Origin of the sequence: Alcaligenes faecalis, assembly GCF_005311025.1 — a bacterium.
GTDB classification, from domain to species: Bacteria; Pseudomonadota; Gammaproteobacteria; order Burkholderiales; family Burkholderiaceae_B; genus Alcaligenes; species Alcaligenes phenolicus.
On record NZ_CP031747.1, the window covers coordinates 2,759,405 to 2,778,311 of the forward strand.

Below are 18,907 nucleotides of genomic sequence, written 5' to 3' on the forward strand. Positions count from 1 at the left end.
TTCAATAAAAATGGCTTACATCAATGAGGGCAGAAACAAAGCAATGCCGGGAATGCCAATCAAAAGCGCCAGGCGCAGCAGATCAGCAAAGACAAAATAGATAACGCCGCGGTAAATAGTGCTGAGCGACATGGACGGCACCACGGAATTGAGCACAAACACGTTCATCCCCAAGGGCGGTGTGATCAGACCCACTTCGATCAAGGTGACCACCAGAATGCCGAACCAGATCGGGTCCAGACCCTGGTTGATGATTAGCGGGTAAACAATGGGCAAGGTCAGCAAGAGCATGGACATACCTTCCAGCATGCAGCCCAGGACCAGGTACAGCACCACAATGCCCAGCAAAATGCCCCAGCCCGGCAAGTCCCATTGCTGGACCGCATCGGACAACAGGGCGGTAAAGCCGGCCACGTTCACAAAGGTGGTGAAGATCTGTGCCCCCACCATAATCACGAAGATGGCGGCACTGGTCATGGCGGTTTCACGCAAGGCACCCATCAAGCTCTGCCAGGAGAACTTGCGACGCCAGATCATGATGAGCAGGGCACCGACCGCACCAATACCGGCCGCTTCAGTCGGCGTGAACAAGTTGCCGTAAATCCCGCCAATCACCAGCAGGAACAGCAGCAAGACCGAACCCACACTCTTCAAGCCGCGAATACGTTCGATCCAGGAGCTGCGCTCGCCCGCGCCAGCCAGGCCGGGTGTCATGCGAGTGGCCACCATAACCGCGCCTATGTACAGCACCATGCCCAGGATGCCCGGCAATACAGCCGCAATGAACAGCTTGCCGATGTCATTGCTGGTCAGCACGCCATAGACAATCAGGGGCACGCTGGGCGGGATCATGGCACCCAAAGTACCGGCCGAGGCAATAGCGCCGCCTGCCAGGGAATCGGCATAGCCGTAGCGCTTCATGGAGGGATAGGCGACCCGGGCCATGGTGGCCGTCGTCGCAAAGCTGGAACCGCATACGGCCGAGAACATGCCGCCCGACAGCACTGTGGCAATGGCCAGACCGCCACGACGATGACCGACAAAGCGATAGGCCAGATCGAACAGGTCTTTGGAGACATCCGCCCGTGTCACCAGATTGCCCATCAGGATGAACAGCGGGATGACGGACAAGTTGTAGTTATGAACCAGGCGATACGAGGTTTCCGCAGCCATATAGGCGGCCGGGCCCCAATCGACCACGTAAGCAAAGCCACCAATACCAACCAGAGCCATCGCCACCGCGATGGGTACTTCCAGGACCATGAGCACGATCAGGATGATCATGCCAGTGACAACGACAGTCATTATTTTTCCTCAGCGAGCTCGTCGCCGTCGGCACTGAACAGTGCGGCCAGCGTGGATAGGGCGCACATTGCCGCTGCAAAATAGGCAAAAGGCGCCAGGGGCAGGTCCGCAAAAACCGCGCGCGAATTGGTCTGTGCAAACTGCACACCCAGGGCCCACAGGTGGTAAGCCAGAAAGGCCATCAGCACGCCTGTCGCCACGCGACTGCACCAACGCAACAGACCTTGCACCAGCACGTTCTTGCCCACCAGAGAGCGCAGCAGGGACACTTTGACGTGCTTGCCACTCAAGGTGACAAAGGGCAGGGCGGCAAACACCATCACCCCGACCAGCACCTCGGTTAATTCAAAAGCGCCTGACAGCGGCCGCACGAAGCTGCGCATCATGACATCGGCAAAGGCCACCGCCATCAAGGCCAGAATGGCCAGTGCGGACAGCCCGAACATCCAACTACAAACATGACGCAAGAAACGGGTCTGCATCAATCTCCTCCCCTCTATAGGCATTGCGTGTAAATTTCAGTGCCTCGTGTAAATTTCGTGCATTAAATGTACACAAAATTTGCCCAAAAACAGTGTGATATTACTTTAAACCTCTAGTTTTTTGAAAAAAATAAGCTTGGGGTTTTCCATTAAATATTTATAAAAAACCTGAATACACAAGGGTTTCAGAGCCTCATTATGAAACCCGGGAAAAGAGCTTGCAGGAAAAAGACGGTCGTAAAGTACGTGCACAAATACTTTACAAAAACAGGGATAAATGTACAGAAGCGGCTCTCAGGGGGAAAAGGTGTACAGGGAACGAAGCCGGACCCAAGCTTCAGGCCTGCATGAAAGCGGATTACCCCTTGTTATTGAAGGGATATTCTGAACAGAAGATTTGCCTCCTCCCCGTGCCCGGCCTACCATCAAGACGCTTCTGTTTTCGCTTCCGCTTTATTACTGACCAAGAGCCCGAACCATGCCCACCCTACGTCCCGCCCAACTTGCTGACATTGGCACGATTGGAGATATGTACGCCGAGCTATTCGCCCACATGCATCATTTGCAACCGCACTACTACCTGCAAGCACGGCAGGACGAGGGCTTTATCCAGTCCATGATCGAGTCGGACCAGGCAGCCTTGTTTGTGGCCGAGAAGGACGATCAGGCGCTGGGTTTTATTATTGTTCAGCAGCAAAAGACCCCGCCGTACAACTGCATCACGCCGCATGACTTTGCCTATGTGATTGATCTTGTCGTGACGGAATCGGCACGAGGCATGGGACTGGGCAAGCTGCTGATGCAGACCGCCCAGGAGTGGGCACAAGTGCGTGGACTGGACTACATCGAGCTGGGGGTCTTGAGCAATAATCGGGGCGCTATCGCGCTATATGAGCAACTAGGCTATGAACACAACACCAGCATCATGCGCAAGGCGCTTAAATAAGGCAGGACACCGCGCCACCAGACCCTTTGATGATTGAGCAGGTACAAAAAAGCGCTCAACCACATTCTGTTTGAGCGCTTTTTTTTGACTGGTTTCCCAAAGTCAGGACATCAAAGCCTTGGCCTTGATACACCTTTGACTTATCAAAGCCAGACCCAAGGGCCAGGAGTTCAGCCTTCTTCTACAAACTGCTGCACCTCGGCAGGCGTTAAGTAGCGCGACTCGCCTGGCTCCAGGCTGTCGTCCAGGGACAGAGAGCCAATACGCTCGCGATGCAAGGTCTGAACCAGATTCCCCAGGGAAGCAAACATACGCTTCACCTGATGGTATTTCCCTTCCTGGATGGTCAGCCGCGCAGTGCGTTCATCAATGCGTTCCAGCACGGCTGGCAGCGTTGGTTTGTCCTCGCCATTCAACAAGATACCGGCCTTGAACAATTCTTCTGCATTATCAGGCAAAGGCTCTGCCAAGGTCGCCACGTAGACCTTATCGCATTGATGGCGGGGCGAGATAATACGATGCGTCCACTGGCCGTCATCCGTAATCAAAATCAGGCCGGTAGTATCCACATCCAAGCGACCGACGGTGTGCAAGCGCTCGCGCTTTTCTACATCGATCAGCATCATCACGGACGGGTAAGCACTATTTTTAAGGCTGCACTCGTAACCAGCGGGCTTATTGAGCATGATGTAACGCAGGCCAATCAGGGCAAGCGGCTCATCATCCCAGCACACTACATCACCCTCTTGTACAACGTGAGTGCCTTTGGTCACTACCTCGCCATTGACGGTGATTTCTCCGCTTTTAAGCACTTTACGCGCGTCTGAGCGACTCAGGTCCGTGCTCTCACCAAGAAACTTGTCCAGTCGCATTCCATTTCCAAACAAAGAATTATTGAATAATTTACAGCGTCTTTACGATCGATCAAGAGGCCTTGCAAGGCCGACGCCAGGTACCACCATCAGATCCCCACGCCCCTTCTTTTAGTTCGTTCTGAAGCAGGGTGTATCACTGCAAGTAGACCACATCAGCTTGATTCCGCACCTTTCCATTCCTGGCGCGTGACGCCATTGCCACCAACCCACCAGGCAATTGATCAGTCCGTGTCTACTGACAAAAATTAATTGAGCCTGCCCAAAGACGCTGAATCTTTAAGACTCAGAGCTCATCAGTCATCACCAAAAAAATGAGCCCCAGCAGGAACGCCGGAGCCCATTTTATTCATTCGCATCACTGCGAGGTTTTTCACGAATTCCTGAGATCGGTTTTCATCAAGCCGAACAGCTTTCAGGAACGGTGAGCACCGACAGCCTTAAATATCCAGGTTCCCCGCCTGCAAGGCATGGGATTCGATAAAGGCACGACGTGGCTCAACGTGATCACCCATCAGCGTGGTGAAGATCTGATCCGCATCGATAGCATCAGCAATCTGCACACGCAGCAAACGACGTACAGTGGGGTCCATGGTGGTTTCCCACAGCTGGCTGGGGTTCATCTCACCCAGACCTTTGTAGCGCTGCTTGCTAAGCCCGCGTTCGGCTTCGGTCAACAGCCATTGCATGACTTCACGGAAGTCATCCACGGCGGTTTCACGACGCTTCTCGCCTTCACCACGAGCCACCATGGCGCCATCACCGATCAGACCGGCAAAGGTCTCGCCAGCGCGGGCCAAAGTTTGGTGATCGCCACCACGCACGAAGTTGCGGTCAAACACCGTGACACGGATGTTGCCATGGTGCAGACGCTGCACCACCACACGCCAGGATTCGCTCCCTTCATCAAAGGCGGCAAAGACTTTGACGACGGTGGGGGCAGCTTCGTCGAACAGGGCCTTCTCCAAATCCTTAGCAGTTTGTTCGGCGGCTTCCTGTGTATCCAAGTTCAACTTCACGCCTTCAGCCAATGCTGACAGGGCATCGCCGTCCATATGACGCGACAGGCGCTCAATCACGGCCTTGGCCTTCACGTAGCGATGAGCGTAGTCGGACAAGGCTTCGCCTGTGATGGGAGCTGCACCTTCAGCTGGCGTCAGCACTGCATCGCGCAGGGCCAGCTTCAACATGAATTCCGCTTCCTCGGCCTCGTCCTTCAGGTACATCTCTTCACGCCCAACCTTAACCTTGAACAAGGGCGGCTGCGCGATGTACACATAGCCACGCTCGATCAGCTCGGGCATCTGACGATACAGCAGTGTCAGCAGCAGGGTACGAATGTGAGCACCGTCCACGTCCGCGTCAGTCATGATGATGATGCGGTGGTAGCGCAGTTTGTCGATATCAAAGTCCGGACCGATGCTGGTACCCAGGGCGGTGATCAGGGTGGTGATCTGCTCGCTGGAAATCAGACGATCGAAACGGGCTTTTTCTACGTTCAGCACCTTGCCGCGCAACGGCAGAATGGCCTGGAATTTACGGTCCCGGCCTTGCTTGGCCGAGCCGCCTGCGGAGTCACCCTCCACAATGTACAGTTCGCACAAGGCGGGATCTTTTTCCTGGCAGTCGGCCAGCTTGCCGGGCAGGCCAGCGCCTTCCAGCACGCTCTTGCGACGGGTCATTTCGCGGGCTTTACGGGCCGCTTCACGGGCACGGGCTGCTTCCACGATCTTGCCGCACAAGGCCTTGGCGTCGTTCGGATTTTCCAACAGCCAAGTTTCCAGGGTGCGGGCCACGGCTTCTTCCACGGCGGGACGCACTTCGCTGGACACTAGCTTGTCTTTGGTCTGGCTGCTGAACTTGGGCTCGGGCACCTTCACCGACAGCACGCACACCAGGCCTTCACGCATGTCGTCACCGGAGGTGTCGACCTTGGCTTTCTTGGCCAGTTCGTTGTCGGCAATGTACTTGTTCAGCACGCGGGTCATGGCCGCACGCAGACCGGTCAGGTGGGAACCACCGTCGCGCTGGGGAATATTGTTGGTGAAACACAGCACGGTTTCGGCGTAGCTGTCGTTCCACTGCATGGCCACTTCAACCGATACTGGCGTACCGCCGGCATTGGACTCGGTTGCCACGCTGAACACGTTAGGGTGCAGCGGGGTCTTGTTGCGGTTGATGAAGTCCACAAAGCCTTTGACGCCGCCCAGGAAGGCAAAGTCTTCTTCCTTACCCTGAATCTCGTCAACCAGGCGAATCTTCACGCCATTGTTCAGGAAGGACAGCTCGCGCAGGCGCTTGGCCAGGATCTCGTGGTGGTATTCGATATTGCTGAAAATTTCCACGTCGGCCAGGTAACGCACGCAGGTACCCGTGCGGCCTTCTGCAGGACCGGTCACCGCCAGGGGCGCAGTGCGCTCGCCACGGCGGAACTCGACCTGGTGTTCGTTGCCATTGCGCCAGATGGTCAGCAACAACCATTCGGACAGGGCGTTCACACAAGACACACCCACACCGTGCAAACCGCCAGATACCTTGTAGGAGTTCTGGTCGAATTTACCGCCGGCGTGCAGTTCGGTCATGACGATTTCAGCGGCGCTGCGCTGGTGTTCGTCGTCCTTGTGGATATCGGTTGGAATACCGCGGCCGTTATCGCACACCGAAATGCTGTTGTCGGAGTGGATAGTGACGACGATATCGTCGCAATGACCGGCCAAGGCCTCATCAATCGCGTTATCCACCACCTCGAAAACCATGTGGTGCAGGCCGGTGCCATCGGAGGTGTCCCCGATGTACATGCCTGGACGCTTGCGCACGGCCTCCAGGCCTTTGAGCATTTTGATGGAATCAGCGCCGTAATCGGCTGGCTGGGTGGTCGTGGTTTGATCGGTCATAGCATAAAACCTTGTAATAGCCTGTCTGCTTCAAGCGGGTATGGCCCGGCGGGCCATACCGGTCAAACATGCTGCATTAAATGCGCATCGGCATGACCACGTACTTGAAGTCTTCTTGCTCGGGCAGCGTCATCAACACAGAGGCATTGGCATCGGGCTGCACAGACCAGCGGACTGTTTCGTCCTTGATGCTGGCCAACACATCGAGCAGGTAGCTGACGTTAAAGCCAACGTCCAGACTTTCGTGTTCATAATCAATATCCAGCTCTTCGACGGCTTCTTCCTGTTCAGCGTTGGAAGCAGAAATCTTCAGCTGGTTTTGCGACAGTTGCAGTCGCACGCCACGCAGTTTGTCGGTGGTCAGAATGGCAGCACGTTGCAAACTGCCTTGCAGCACTTCACGGCTGACATCGAAGTGGCGGGTGTAGTTGGAAGGAATCACACGAGCAAAGTCGGGGAATTTGCCTTCAACCAGTTTGGAGACCAACTCCACATCGCCAAAGCGGAAACGAATCTGACGGCTGGACACATCAATGTTGACCAGATCGTCGGTATCGCCCAGCAAACGCTGCATTTCCAGCACCGTCTTGCGCGGCACGATGATGTCGTGACGTTCCTGCACGCCGTCAATTGCGGTGGCATTATGAGCCAGGCGGTGACCGTCCGTGGTAACCGTACGTACCAGGCCGGGTTCAAACACCAGCAACATACCGTTCAGGTAGTAGCGAATGTCTTGCTGCGCCATGGCAAAGTGCACCGTATTGAACAGGTGCTTCAAAGTGCGCTGGGGCATGCTCAAGGACACGTCCCACTGCTCTGGCAGGTTCAGCACTGGAAAATCAGCGGCTTCCAGAGTCTGCAACTGAAAGCGGCTCTTGCCGGACTGGATGGTCAGCTTGCCGCTGTCCAGGCCCAGGCGCACATCGCCAAAGTCGGGCAGGGCTTTCAGAATGTCCAGCAGCTTGCGGGCCGCCACCGTGGTGGCTGCATTGTCCTCACCCACACCAAAGTCGGCATTGGTGGTGATCTGCACTTCCAGGTCGGTTGCCAGGAAAGAGACATCAGAGCCGTTTTTACGCAGCAGGATGTTGGCCAGAATCGGCAAAGTATGGCGGCGCTCCACAATGCCAACTACTGTGGATAAGGGCTTTAGCAATGCGTCGCGGGTAGCTTGAACGAGTTGCATGGTCATCCTTTGAGAGTTTGTTCCAGTACGTGTAATGCGTGATTCAGTTCGGCTTGCTTGGTGCGTGCATCCGAGATTTTGCGCACCGCGTGCAGCACCGTAGTGTGGTCCCTACCACCGAAAAGATCGCCAATTTCCGGCAAACTCTTTTGGGTCAGTTCCTTGGCCAGATACATGGCCACCTGGCGCGGCATGGCGATATTGGCGGGGCGGCGCTTGGAGTACATATCCGCGACCTTGATTTTATAAAAATCGGCCACGGTTTTCTGAATATTTTCCACTGTGATCTGCCCATTGGAGACCGACAGCAAATCCTTCAGTGCATCCTTGCACACTTCCACCGTCAAGACATCGCGGCCATGGAAACGCGCGTAGGCCGAAACCTTGCGCAGCGCCCCTTCCAGCTCGCGCACATTGCTGCGCAGATGCTTGGCAATGAAGAAGGCCACTTCTTCGGGCATGGCAATGCCTTCGGCCTGAGCCTTGCGCAACAAGATCGCCACGCGCATTTCGAGCTCGGGCGGCTCGATGGCCACGGTCAGGCCGGAGTCAAAGCGCGAGATCAGGCGGCTATCAATATTGGCCAGCTCTTTGGGATAGGTATCCGAGGTGATGATGATCTGCTTGCGCTGAGCCACCATCGCTTCAAAGGCGTAGAAAAACTCTTCCTGCGTACGGTTCTTGCCGGCGAAAAACTGAATATCGTCAATCAGCAGCAAGTCCAGCGAATGGTAGTAGCGCTTGAACTCGTCAAACGCCTTGCGCTGATACGCCTTGACCACGTCCGACACGTATTGGTCGGCATGGACGTAACGTACCCGCACACCATTGCCATTGGCGACCAGCGCATTGCCGATCGCGTGAATCAGGTGGGTCTTGCCCAAACCCACACCGCCATACAGAAAGAGTGGGTTATAGGAGACACCGGGGTTCTCGGCCACCTGCAAGGCCGCTGCGCGTGCCAGCTGGTTGGCTTTACCCGTCACGAAGTTGTCGAAAGTCAGTTCGGCGTTCAGGCGCGAACGATCCTGTACCGCATCCACCACCGCCGTCATGGCCGGGTTGGCAACAGGAGGGGCCAGGTTTTCACCGGCGGGGCTGCCTGCAGGCGCAGGAGCGGCACGATCGGCCAGGGCGCGACGAGGCGCCGCGCTGGCCGAAGGCAGCTCGAACTGAACCGTTACGGGACATTCGTAGAAATCCGAAGCCAGTTCCTCTATGCGAGTGGCGAAATTCTTGCGGACCCAATCCAGTTTGAAACGATTAGGAGCAGAAACGCGCAACACCCCGGCTTCGCTGTCGAAGTCCAGGGGAACCAGTGGACGTATCCACGCACTTATTTGTTGGGGGGGAAGCTCCTGCTCCAATTTCTGAACGCAGGACTGCCAGAATTCATTCATCGGTCATCACTTCTGTAAACCTCGATTCTACCCTGAGCTGTGCCAAGTTATCCACAGGCTAACAAATTTAGTTGCGTAATATCGGGCTAAATAATTGACACAACAGAAAGAATTTGCTGAAATGACGGGCTTAACACGATTTTCTGTTGCCAGATCCCAAGCGTTTGCGCTGTCGGGGTGGAGATTTTCTGCGATTTCTGGCGGCTCATTTTTTTGGATACACCATGAAACGCACCTACCAACCCTCTGTTACCCGTCGCAAGCGTACCCACGGTTTTCGCGTTCGCATGAAAACTCGCGGTGGCCGCGCTGTTTTGAACGCACGTCGCGCTAAAGGTCGCAAACGTCTGGCTGTATAAGCCATGTCGGGATGCGGGGCCCAGGGTGATGGATCTATTATCTAAAGCCCGACTCCCACGATACGCATCATGCGTGCCTCCTTTCCAGCTACGGCTCGCTTACATAGCCCCACCGAATACGCACAGTCTCTTAAAGGGCAACGCGTAGGTCGCGGGGCTTTGTTCGTGGTCACTCGCTCTCGTGGCGAAGATCCACACCAGACCGAAGGCGCCCGTCTGGGACTGATCGTCCCCAAGCGCTTTGCCAACCGCGCCGTCACCCGCAACACCATCAAGCGTATCTTGCGCGAAACCTTCCGCCACAAACGTGAAGGCTTGCCCAATGCCGCCTATGTCTTTAGGCTGCACAGCAAGGTACCCCAGGTGTCGCTGACTGCCCTGAAGCAACTGGTTCGCACCGAGGCCGACACCTTGTTCTCCAAGGTACGGCCATGATGCGCAAACTGGCTTCGGCACCGATCCGCTTTTACCAGTTTTTTCTGAGTCCCTGGATCGGTAGAAACTGCCGCTTTACTCCCAGCTGCTCCAACTATGCCTTGCAGGCCATTGACATTCATGGCCCGCTCAAAGGGCTATGGCTTGGTGGTGTACGCATCTGCCGCTGCAATCCCTGGTGCAAGGGAGGGCATGATCCTGTGCCCGCTCGCACGCCCGAAGACCGCAACACTTTCTAAAATCGTCCTGGTCTGCGCCTTGTTTTTCAAGGCAACCCCCTGTTTGCTGACCAGCTACGTTAAACTGCTAAGCTTTTGCTCAGCTTTATAAATGTGATACAGGCGCTATGGATATCCGACGCACCATCCTATGGATGATCTTCTCCTTTGCACTGCTGCTGCTGTGGAACAACTGGCAGGAATATAACGGCAAACCATCGCTGTTCGCTTCCACCCCAGCCACCACACAAGCGCCAGCAGCCTCCGACGAACCTGCCGCAAACGGTGGTGTTCCCGCTGCTCAAGAGCCGACTGCGTCTGCTGCCTTGCCTTCGAGCAACAGCGCGGTGTCTGCCACAGCGCAAACTATCGACATCACCACAGACGTCTACAAGCTGGGCTTTAGCACCGAAGGTGCCCAGCTGATCAAGGCCGAGCTGTTGAAGTACGGTTCGCCCGAGAACCCCGAGCAGCCCATGGTGCTGCTGGATAACTCGCCTGCCTCCACCTACCTGGCCCAGTCCGGTATTGTGGGTGCCGCCGGCCAGAACCTGCCCAACCACCTGACCCCGTTCACCCTGGTCTCGAGCCAGCGCAGCATGACGGGCGATACGCTGGACGTGGTGTTCGAAGCTACTGCGGACGACGTGAAAGTCACCAAGACCTACACGCTGCACAAGGGTCGCTACGACATCCAGGTTCGTCACGACATCCAGAACAATACGGGTACCGCGATTGACCCACGCCTGTACCTGCAACTGACTCGCGACGGCAACAACCCGCCCGACTCTTCCCGCCTGTACAGCACCTTTACCGGTCCTGTGGTTTACTCCAGCGGCGACAAGTTCCAGAAGATCACCTTCTCGGACATCGACAAGAACAAGGCCACCTACGCTCGCAGCGTGGATAACGGCTGGATCGGCATGGTGCAGCATTACTTTGCAACCGCCTGGGTTCCTGCCCAGGACCTGCAACGCACCAATGAGATCCTGAAGCTGGGCAACAATCTGTACGCCGTGCGCACGCTGGAATCGGTCGGTTCGATCGCCGCTGGGCAAAGCAAGGCTGTGGACGCCTCCCTGTGGGTAGGCCCGCAAGACCAGAAAGCCATGTCGCAACTGGCTACCGGTCTGGATCTGGTGGTGGACTACGGCTGGCTGACCATCATCTCCAAGCCTTTGTTCAAGCTGCTTACCTGGCTGAATTCCCTGCTGGGTAACTGGGGCTGGGCCATTGTGGCGTTGACCGTGCTGATCAAGCTGGTGTTCTTCCCGCTGTCGGCCGCCAGCTACCGCTCCATGGCCAAGATGAAGCAATTTGCGCCACGCATGCAAGCCCTGCGCGAGAAGTTCGGCGACGACAAGGCCAAGCTGAACGCCGCCATGATGGAGATGTACCGCACCGAGAAGATCAACCCGCTGGGTGGCTGTTTGCCCATGCTGGTTCAGATCCCTGTGTTCATTGCGCTGTACTGGGTGCTGCTGGGCAGCGTCGAGATGCGCGGTGCACCCTGGATTCTGTGGATTCACGACTTGGCCGCACGCGACCCATGGATGATTCTGCCCGCCATCATGATGGGTACCATGTTCCTGCAGATCAAGCTGAACCCCACTCCGCCTGATCCAATGCAAGCCAAAGTCATGATGCTGATGCCTCTGGTCTTTGGTGGCATGATGTTCTTCTTCCCCGCCGGTCTGGTTCTGTACTGGTGCGTGAACAACATCCTGTCCATTGCCCAGCAGCGCTACATCATGGTGCAGATCGAAAAGAACAGCGCGAAAGCAGCCAACAGCTAATTCGCTCTGACACAAAAAACCCCGCTACGTTTAGCGGGGTTTTTTTATGCCTGTTATCTACCCGATTGCACTAAACGCTACTGCCCGCCAATAATGCCTTGTCCCCCAGCGCTTAAAGACTGTGTGCACACATTTATTAGCTTTTTCTCTCTGCCCCGATCGTAGAAATTTCATTTTCTGTGTTTCTACTTACCGCTATGATCGGGATGAAAACCCCTTTCAATAGCAAAAAGCTATTCGTTCGCTAAAATCATTTGATTTAACTATTTAGACCAAGGCAAGTAGACTGATCTCAACTTCTTAAAACGACCCGCCCCCCTCGGTTCGGGTCAGCTTCAACGGAGAATCACAATGAGCAACAAAACCCTGACGACCGCCGCTGGCCGCCCAGTTGAGGAGAACCAGAACTCCATGACAGCAGGCCCTCGTGGTCCCGTCCTGATGCAGGATTATTGGCTGCTGGAGAAGCTGGCTCACTTTGATCGAGAACGCATCCCGGAGCGTGTCGTACACGCCAAAGGCTCGGGCGCTTTCGGTACCTTTACCGTCACGCACGACATCACGCAGTACAGCATGGCCAAGGTCTTCAAGCCAGGCAGCCAGACCCCCGTTTTCTTACGTTTTTCCACCGTAGCTGGTGAAGCAGGAGCCGCCGATGCAGAACGCGACGTTCGAGGATTTGCCCTCAAATTCTATACAGAAGACGGAAACTGGGACCTCGTGGGCAATAACACTCCTGTCTTCTTTATACGGGATCCACTGAAGTTCCCCGACTTCATCCACACACAGAAACGCGACCCTCGCAGCCACCTGCGCAATATGAGCGCCGCCTGGGATTTCTGGTCCTTGTCGCCCGAATCCTTGCACCAGGTCACCATCTTGATGAGCGACCGCGGTTTGCCCTGTAACCTGCGCCAGCAGCACGGCTTTGGTTCGCACACCTACAGCCTGATCAACGATAAGGGCGAGCGCCACTGGGTGAAGTTCCACTTCAAATCCCAGCAGGGCATTGCCAACTACACCAATGAAGAAGCCGCCAAAGTCGTGGGCCAGGACCGCGAGAGTTCGCAGCGCGATCTGTACGAAAACATTGAAAAGGGCAACTTCCCACGCTGGGCGCTGCGCATTCAGATCATGACCGAAGAGCAGGCGCGCACCTACCACATCAACCCCTTTGACGTGACCAAGGTCTGGCCACATGGCGACTTCCCGCTGATCGATGTGGGCATGCTGGAACTGAACGAGAACCCCACCAACTACTTTGCCCAAGTGGAGCAAGCCGCCTTTACGCCTGCCAACCTGGTGCCCGGCATTGGTCACTCGCCCGACCGCATGCTGCAAGGTCGTATCTTTTCCTACGGCGACACCCAGCGTTACCGTCTGGGCGTGAACCACGGGCTGCTGCCAGTGAACGCACCGCGTTGCCCGTTCCACAGCTACCACCGCGATGGCGCCATGCGTACTGGCGACAATAACGGCGGCACGATCAACTACGAGCCCAACAGCCAGGGCGAATGGCAACAGGCTCCCCGTAGCGAACCGCCTCTGGCGCTGGACGGCCAGCCGGCAGATCACTGGGATCACCGCGTGGATGAGGATTACTACTCGCAGCCCGGCAATCTGTTCCGCCTGTTCAACGACGAGGAAAAGCAGCGTCTGTTCAGCAATATTGCCGACGCCATGGCGGGTGTTCCCAAGGAAATCATCGAGCGTCAGCTGGGCCACTTCACCAAGGCAGACCCTGCCTACGGTGCCGGTGTAAGGGCAGAACTGACAAAACGCGGTCAGCTTTAAACCCTGACCGGGCTGTTTAAGCCATCAAAGAATCGGCTCCCCATCTACAATCGGGGAGCCGATTTTTTTTGCACTGGCCCTGCGTTTTCCTATCGAGCCCCACCATGAAATTTGGCTACACCATCATCTACGTACCCGACGTCGGCCAGGCACTGGATTACTTTAACCGTGCGTTTGGTTTGTCCACCAAAATGCTGCATGAAACCGGCTTGTACGGTGAGCTGGAAACCGGCCAAACCACCTTGGCCTTTGCGGGTGAAATGCTGGCCTACATGAACTACCCCAAAGGGCATTTGTCGACTCACGCATCCGACGTGCCGTTGGCCATTGAAATCGCCCTGGTCTGCGACGATGTGCCTGCAGCTCATGCCAAGGCACTGGCGGAAGGGGGCACGGAACTGGCGCCACCACAGAACAAGCCATGGGGACAGATGGTGTCTTATGTGCAGACGCCAGAGCGTGTTGTGGTGGAGTTGTGTACGCCGGTTAAATAATCGAAAACGCCAGCAAAATTTGCTGGCGTCGGCCCTGATGGCGAGAAAGGACAAGTGTCATTTCAATGCAAAGAGTTCAACAGGGTCCCTGGTCGACATGCAGGTGCCCGGTTCAAGCCTTGCCAGGCAAGACAACCGGCGCAGCCAGCAAACCGGCAGAGACAAAGGCAATGATCTGCTCAAGAATCTCGTCGGTATTGTTGGGGTCACAGATACCTGGCGCCAGCTCTTCCAGCCGGTGGGTATCGGAGAAGGCATACATATAGGCCCCAATCATCAGGACCACACGCCAGTACACATCTTTAGCCTGCAACTCCGGCAATATTTCTTCCAGGATCTGCACATACGCACGCGTTGAGCCGTCGTAGGCTTCATTACGCAGTTTGTAGGAAATCTCGGCTGGCTCGGTGTGCAAACGTGCTTGCAGCCGCAAGAAGCGGCGGCCTCCGGGTGTCTCGCGCAAGGCTATCGTGGGTGCCAAAAACGCGCGCACCACATCATCGACCAGGACCTTGCCATCTTGATCGCGCAGAGCATGCAAGCGCCGTAAACGCTCATCGGAAATGGTTTTGCCTCGGCGGATGAACACGGCCTCAAACAGGCCGTATTTGGAACCAAAGTAGTAATTGATCAAGGCTTGGGTCACAGCCGCTTTTTGAGCAATAACACGCAATGTGGTCCCGGCATAGCCAGTCTCGGAAAACTCTTCCTCGGCGGCGTCCAGAATCCGCTCTGACGTGTTGTCACCTACCCCTTCCGGGCGTCCAGGCTTATCCCGCTTGACCCAGGAGCTATCCGACGACAAAGTTACACGGCCCATATTTGCCTCAAAATTTGATTCATTCTTATCTACCAGCTAAGCCAGATTGGCGACGCGACGCTGCGCCCGATGCACGGAACCGTTACGTGTGGCCCAACGCAAGACGCAAGCAACGCTGTTCACCACCTTGCGACGCCACCACATGGATGCCGTGCTGGGGCGATGCTCAAAACAGCGTTGAGCCCACTCTGGCAACATATCCAATGCCGCTAACAGAAACACCCTGGCAACCCAAGCCTTGGGCCCCTTAAACAGGGTATGTGAAGACATTAAAATTGTAGCCACTTCCCGGGTTCGCGCATCAACCCGTAATTGCGGACCGGCCTGGGCAAACAGCTCCCTCAAGCTTGCCGCATCCATGACCAGGCCATCCGCACCCAGCAGCACGGCAACTTTCGAGTATTGCGCAACATAGCGATCCTGCTGCTCCGGCGCCAGTCTGGCATTACGCCAGCGCATATGGGATTGCAGAAAACAGTAGGCCTGCGTGTGATGCACCCAACGCAGCAACTCCGGGTCATTGGCATCGTAAGGCGTGCCATCCGGCAAATACCCGTGTACGTGCTCGTGCACCCGCCGTACCTGATCAATGCAACGCTCAGCCTGCTCCGTACCCGCATAACTGACTGCCGAGATGAACTGCGCCGTTCGACTCAAGCGCCCCTGCATATCCTGACGAAAGCGGGAATGATCCCAGACCCCGGCCAAAACCTTCGGGTCCAGCATCTGCAAACACAATGCAGAAATCCCCCCGAGCATCATGGAGGTGAAATCTGCATGCACTTGCCACACAGCCGACTGTGGGCCAAACAAGCCGGGGTCGCCCGCAGGCGTCGTAAAGTCTACCAGGCTGCCTTGCAGACCGGTAATGATGTGAATCTGGTTCTCAACATACTGACGTATCGACAACAAGACGCTCCCTCCGGCCCTACCTGTTAAACCTGTAATGCTTTCGGCTGAAAGTCAGTAGCATTATATGAATAAACCCAGTCCGTCTTGATGCCGCCCGCGTGCGGGTTTTTCTTCTGCTGCTCACGGTATTCGGCATCACGCTTGGCCTTGGCTTCGCTATCGGACAGGTGATAGGTGCGGCCGCGCTCACGTGCTTCCAGTTGCACCCGGCTGGTACGTGGCAAGCGTTCTGCTTCATAAAGCGACAAGGCGGTGTCCAGATCATCTGGCAAAGCGGCTAGCGCAACCGCCAACACGTAGGCGTCCTCGATAGCCATTGCCGCACCTTGAGACAAGAAGGGCAGCATGGGATGCGCCGCATCGCCCAGCAAAGTCACACGGCCCGACGACCATTTAGTCATAGGGTCACGATCGAACAGCCCCCAGCGATAGACATCCGTCACACGCTCGAACAGCTTGACGATATTGGGGTGCCAGTCCTTGAAATCCTGCAGCATTTCCTGCTGGGTACTGCGCGCATTCCAGGACTCCTCCACCCAGCTGGCCGTTTCATTCACCGCCACAATATTGACGGCCTTGCCGCCGTTTACGTAATAGGTCACCACATGGCTTTTAGGCCCCAGCCAGAATGAAGACTCGGGTGCGACGAAGTCAGGCATCTGGTCAAAAGGTACGACTGCCCGATAGCACATATTGCCGGTGAACTTGGGTTCTTCCTCCCCGAAGATGGAGCGACGTACTTCCGAACGTACGCCATCAGCCCCCACAATCAGATCGGCCTCAAAACTAGAGCCGTCAGCAAAATGCGCCACCGCCTTGCCATCTTGCTGCGACACCCTGGTGCACTGCGTGTTAAAGGTGACCTTCGTTGTCCCCAGAAGCTCGGTCAGCAAATGATGCAGGTCCGCACGATGCACGTGAAAGAACTCTGCGCCATACAGCTGCGGGCAATCGCTCTTTAAAGGGATACGGAAACTTTCCTCTCCAGTGGACCAATCACGCCCCACCAAAGCCTCGGGCAAAAACCCCACCTTGGCCAGCGCATCGTGGGCGCCTAAAGCGTTGAGCACCTTGACGGCATTCGGAGTCATTTGAATCCCGGCACCCACCTCTCCAAAGGCGGCGGCACGCTCAAACAAATGGACTTCGATGCCGCGTTGCTCCAGGGCTGCTGCCAAAGTCACGCCGCCAATACCACCGCCTATCACACCTACTTTCAACGTTTTTTTCATGCTGTACATCCTCGGTGTTTGGGCCTTGGGCAGCCCAAACCTCCTCAATTAATTAAACAAATAAATAATAAATAAGCAAAAAAACAGATAAGCCTAGATCACCAGCAAGGGGCGCAAGTCTGCATACGGACGAACCTCGCCGTACTTCTGTTGAATATCAAACAGGCTCGCATCATGAGGCTCCTTGGCTCGGTCACCCACGCAATCTGCCAGGACAAAAGGGCGCAAGCCGCAGGACATGGCATCTACGACAGAGGCACGTACGCACCCGCTTGTGGTTGCGCCAGCAATCAGCAAGGTTTGCACCGCCCGTTCCGCAAACCAGGCAGCCAGAGCCGTTCCAAAGAAGGCCGATGGAACCGTTTTACGCACGACCAGCTCACCCGGTGCTGGCTTCAAGGCATCGACAATGGCACTGGCTGGATTGTGTTCTCGCAGCTGCACCAAACCGGGGACTTTCAGGCCGAATACATTACGGTCGGCGCTGTCATCGGCAAAGACGATGCGGCTGTGCGCCACCGGCCAGTTCTGTGCCCGCGCATCCGCCAGAACCGTGCGCGTTTGCTCAATGGCTTCCAGAATATTTCCACCGCCAAATGCTTGAGGGTCCGCAAAACCGTTAACGAAATCCACAATTAACAGCCCGACATTGCCTTCAAGCTCCAGCCCTTGCCCAAATCCCTGACGCTCGTAAACACTCTGGCTGCTCATGCCAACTCCTCCACAAGCTTGCCCTCCCGAACGGTCTCGCGACCATCTACGGTCACGGTGCAAGCACGCAGCGGAATATCGATGTGGCAAGCCGTCGTGCGGTCGCCCCCGACCTCATTATTGGGGCCAAAAGAGAACAAGAAATTGCCCGCATAGGCACGGGCATCCATGCCCAAGGTTTGCTCTTTGTCGTAAAGGCCAAGCGTGGACCAGTGAGCACGGGGCTGCAAACCCCAGCCTATGTGGGACATGGCGTAAGCCTCAGGATCATTGAACGAGGCCATGTATTCGCGCAGCAGCTCGGCATCTAACCCACCTTCAATCGAGGTCACCACACCGTTCTCGACTGTCATGGTGATCGGGTCAGCCGCATAGGACTTCATGGGCAACAAGATGTCGCCACGATCAATCACGATGCGGCCATGAGCCTGACCTTCGTTTGGCCAAGTCAGGATAAAACCGCTGGGCCAGTGATCCCAGCGCCCCGGCTCATCCACAAAGCCGTACTCCTTTACCACCGGGTACTGACCCAAAGGCATGACCAGATCGGTTCCTGCCTTTGACGTGGCTCGCATTTCACGAGCCCCCTGCAACACCTGCGCCGAACGCTCCACACGCTCCTTGTCCTGCAAGGACGGCACCATACGCACCAGCACCTCGGGCGGCTCGGCTGCCAGGAGAATTTTGGTGCCCGACTTCAAAATCTCATGCTGTTCGGGAGAGAACAGCAAGGTCATCAGATCCAGCACCAAATCACTGGCCTTGAGGGCGGCAATCGCTGCTGGATTACCCGTCAGCGGAGTCGTGCCCAAGTAAGCCAGAAGGTCGCGGCTCAATGCTTTTTCTGCGTTTACAGGCAGCAAGTCCACCTGCATCTGGGTTGCCCCCAAAGATGCCACGGCCAGCTTGGCGGTAGCCAAGGTTTGAGGATGGGTATGCGAACTGGTCAGAATGGTGACCATCTGCCCCGGCTTCACTCCAGAAAGACTCAGCACCTCATTCCAGGCCTGAACCATTTGATGATCAGATACAGCCATCTTCCACTCCTGTT

General features: G+C 56.1%; 18 protein-coding genes. 7 read left to right on the forward strand and 11 right to left on the reverse strand.

Annotated features, from left to right (window positions below):
- Positions 1-15: 15 nt before the first annotated feature.
- Complete coding sequence (locus tag D0C27_RS12750) at positions 16-1,305, reverse strand: TRAP transporter large permease (protein WP_083055131.1); 1,290 nt, start codon at positions 1,303-1,305, stop codon at positions 16-18.
- Positions 1,305-1,787: a TRAP transporter small permease gene (locus D0C27_RS12755; RefSeq protein WP_035269473.1), complete on the reverse strand. Its 483-nt coding sequence runs from the start codon at positions 1,785-1,787 to the stop codon at positions 1,305-1,307. The genes D0C27_RS12750 and D0C27_RS12755 overlap by 1 nt, the downstream gene beginning before the upstream one ends.
- A gap of 478 nt (positions 1,788-2,265) precedes the next feature.
- On the opposite strand from D0C27_RS12755, the gene D0C27_RS12760 reads away from it, so the two are divergent.
- Entirely contained in the window at positions 2,266-2,733 is a 468-nt protein-coding gene (locus D0C27_RS12760) for a GNAT family N-acetyltransferase (RefSeq protein WP_060186788.1), read from the forward strand.
- A gap of 170 nt (positions 2,734-2,903) precedes the next feature.
- Here the strand turns inward: D0C27_RS12760 and D0C27_RS12765 are convergent, their stop codons facing one another.
- From D0C27_RS12765 to dnaA, 4 genes are all read right to left on the reverse strand, one after another.
- Positions 2,904-3,605: a pseudouridine synthase gene (locus D0C27_RS12765; protein WP_009461443.1), complete on the reverse strand. Its 702-nt coding sequence runs from the start codon at positions 3,603-3,605 to the stop codon at positions 2,904-2,906.
- 440 nt (positions 3,606-4,045) lie between these two features.
- Positions 4,046-6,499 (reverse strand): DNA topoisomerase (ATP-hydrolyzing) subunit B, encoded by a 2,454-nt coding sequence (gene gyrB / locus D0C27_RS12770; RefSeq protein ID WP_083055118.1) that lies wholly within the window; start codon positions 6,497-6,499, stop codon positions 4,046-4,048.
- Positions 6,500-6,575: 76 nt separating this feature from the next.
- A complete protein-coding gene (gene dnaN / locus D0C27_RS12775) occupies positions 6,576-7,685 on the reverse strand; it encodes a DNA polymerase III subunit beta (RefSeq protein WP_009461439.1) in 1,110 nt (369 codons plus the stop codon).
- A 2-nt stretch (positions 7,686-7,687) separates the two neighbouring features.
- The gene (gene dnaA, locus D0C27_RS12780) at positions 7,688-9,085 is read right to left on the reverse strand and encodes a chromosomal replication initiator protein DnaA (protein ID WP_009461437.1); all 1,398 of its coding nucleotides are present in this window, start codon (positions 9,083-9,085) and stop codon (positions 7,688-7,690) included.
- Between the two features lie 224 nt (positions 9,086-9,309).
- Between dnaA and rpmH the strand changes: the two genes are divergently transcribed.
- The 6 genes from rpmH (at position 9,310) to D0C27_RS12810 (ending at position 14,181) form a co-directional block, all read left to right on the forward strand.
- Positions 9,310-9,444 carry a 50S ribosomal protein L34 gene (rpmH, locus tag D0C27_RS12785; protein WP_003800771.1) on the forward strand — a complete coding sequence of 45 codons (135 nt, stop codon included), beginning with the start codon at positions 9,310-9,312 and terminating at the stop codon, positions 9,442-9,444.
- 69 nt (positions 9,445-9,513) lie between these two features.
- Positions 9,514-9,879 carry a ribonuclease P protein component gene (rnpA, locus tag D0C27_RS12790; protein ID WP_009461433.1) on the forward strand — a complete coding sequence of 122 codons (366 nt, stop codon included), beginning with the start codon at positions 9,514-9,516 and terminating at the stop codon, positions 9,877-9,879.
- A complete protein-coding gene (yidD, locus tag D0C27_RS12795; RefSeq protein WP_035269485.1) occupies positions 9,876-10,118 on the forward strand; it encodes a membrane protein insertion efficiency factor YidD in 243 nt (80 codons plus the stop codon). The genes rnpA and yidD overlap by 4 nt, the downstream gene beginning before the upstream one ends.
- 107 nt (positions 10,119-10,225) lie before the next feature.
- Positions 10,226-11,893: a membrane protein insertase YidC gene (gene yidC / locus D0C27_RS12800; protein WP_137431118.1), complete on the forward strand. Its 1,668-nt coding sequence runs from the start codon at positions 10,226-10,228 to the stop codon at positions 11,891-11,893.
- A gap of 351 nt (positions 11,894-12,244) precedes the next feature.
- Entirely contained in the window at positions 12,245-13,687 is a 1,443-nt protein-coding gene (locus D0C27_RS12805; protein ID WP_063690085.1) for a catalase, read from the forward strand.
- A 104-nt stretch (positions 13,688-13,791) separates the two neighbouring features.
- Positions 13,792-14,181 (forward strand): VOC family protein, encoded by a 390-nt coding sequence (locus D0C27_RS12810; protein WP_060186797.1) that lies wholly within the window; start codon positions 13,792-13,794, stop codon positions 14,179-14,181.
- 112 nt (positions 14,182-14,293) lie between these two features.
- On the opposite strand, the gene D0C27_RS12815 is transcribed toward D0C27_RS12810, so the two are convergent.
- From D0C27_RS12815 to D0C27_RS12835, 5 genes are all read right to left on the reverse strand, one after another.
- Positions 14,294-15,001, reverse strand: coding sequence for a TetR/AcrR family transcriptional regulator (locus tag D0C27_RS12815; RefSeq protein WP_137431119.1), 708 nt, complete (start codon positions 14,999-15,001; stop codon positions 14,294-14,296).
- A gap of 36 nt (positions 15,002-15,037) precedes the next feature.
- A complete protein-coding gene (locus D0C27_RS12820) occupies positions 15,038-15,913 on the reverse strand; it encodes an oxygenase MpaB family protein (protein WP_137431120.1) in 876 nt (291 codons plus the stop codon).
- A gap of 23 nt (positions 15,914-15,936) precedes the next feature.
- On the reverse strand, positions 15,937-17,145 hold the full coding sequence (locus tag D0C27_RS12825; protein WP_060186823.1) for an FAD-dependent monooxygenase: 1,209 nt from the start codon (positions 17,143-17,145) through the stop codon (positions 15,937-15,939).
- A gap of 93 nt (positions 17,146-17,238) precedes the next feature.
- Positions 17,239-17,856 (reverse strand): isochorismatase family protein, encoded by a 618-nt coding sequence (locus tag D0C27_RS12830; protein ID WP_060186798.1) that lies wholly within the window; start codon positions 17,854-17,856, stop codon positions 17,239-17,241.
- Entirely contained in the window at positions 17,853-18,893 is a 1,041-nt protein-coding gene (locus tag D0C27_RS12835; protein ID WP_137431121.1) for a 2,5-dihydroxypyridine 5,6-dioxygenase, read from the reverse strand. Before D0C27_RS12835 ends, D0C27_RS12830 begins: the two co-directional genes overlap by 4 nt.
- Positions 18,894-18,907 lie beyond the last annotated feature (14 nt).

Excerpts from the sequence above, each read along its gene's own strand:
- D0C27_RS12750 (WP_083055131.1), bottom strand. The coding sequence starts at position 1,305 with ATGACTGTCGTTGTCACTGGCATGATCATCCTGATCGTGCTCATGGTC.
- D0C27_RS12755 (WP_035269473.1), bottom strand. The coding sequence starts at position 1,787 with ATGCAGACCCGTTTCTTGCGTCATGTTTGTAGTTGGATGTTCGGGCTG.
- D0C27_RS12760 (WP_060186788.1), top strand. The coding sequence starts at position 2,266 with ATGCCCACCCTACGTCCCGCCCAACTTGCTGACATTGGCACGATTGGA.
- D0C27_RS12765 (WP_009461443.1), bottom strand. The coding sequence starts at position 3,605 with ATGCGACTGGACAAGTTTCTTGGTGAGAGCACGGACCTGAGTCGCTCA.
- gyrB (WP_083055118.1), bottom strand. The coding sequence starts at position 6,499 with ATGACCGATCAAACCACGACCACCCAGCCAGCCGATTACGGCGCTGAT.
- dnaN (WP_009461439.1), bottom strand. The coding sequence starts at position 7,685 with ATGCAACTCGTTCAAGCTACCCGCGACGCATTGCTAAAGCCCTTATCC.
- dnaA (WP_009461437.1), bottom strand. The coding sequence starts at position 9,085 with ATGAATGAATTCTGGCAGTCCTGCGTTCAGAAATTGGAGCAGGAGCTT.
- rpmH (WP_003800771.1), top strand. The coding sequence starts at position 9,310 with ATGAAACGCACCTACCAACCCTCTGTTACCCGTCGCAAGCGTACCCAC.
- rnpA (WP_009461433.1), top strand. The coding sequence starts at position 9,514 with ATGCGTGCCTCCTTTCCAGCTACGGCTCGCTTACATAGCCCCACCGAA.
- yidD (WP_035269485.1), top strand. The coding sequence starts at position 9,876 with ATGATGCGCAAACTGGCTTCGGCACCGATCCGCTTTTACCAGTTTTTT.
- yidC (WP_137431118.1), top strand. The coding sequence starts at position 10,226 with ATGGATATCCGACGCACCATCCTATGGATGATCTTCTCCTTTGCACTG.
- D0C27_RS12805 (WP_063690085.1), top strand. The coding sequence starts at position 12,245 with ATGAGCAACAAAACCCTGACGACCGCCGCTGGCCGCCCAGTTGAGGAG.
- D0C27_RS12810 (WP_060186797.1), top strand. The coding sequence starts at position 13,792 with ATGAAATTTGGCTACACCATCATCTACGTACCCGACGTCGGCCAGGCA.
- D0C27_RS12815 (WP_137431119.1), bottom strand. The coding sequence starts at position 15,001 with ATGGGCCGTGTAACTTTGTCGTCGGATAGCTCCTGGGTCAAGCGGGAT.
- D0C27_RS12825 (WP_060186823.1), bottom strand. The coding sequence starts at position 17,145 with ATGAAAAAAACGTTGAAAGTAGGTGTGATAGGCGGTGGTATTGGCGGC.
- D0C27_RS12830 (WP_060186798.1), bottom strand. The coding sequence starts at position 17,856 with ATGAGCAGCCAGAGTGTTTACGAGCGTCAGGGATTTGGGCAAGGGCTG.
- D0C27_RS12835 (WP_137431121.1), bottom strand. The coding sequence starts at position 18,893 with ATGGCTGTATCTGATCATCAAATGGTTCAGGCCTGGAATGAGGTGCTG.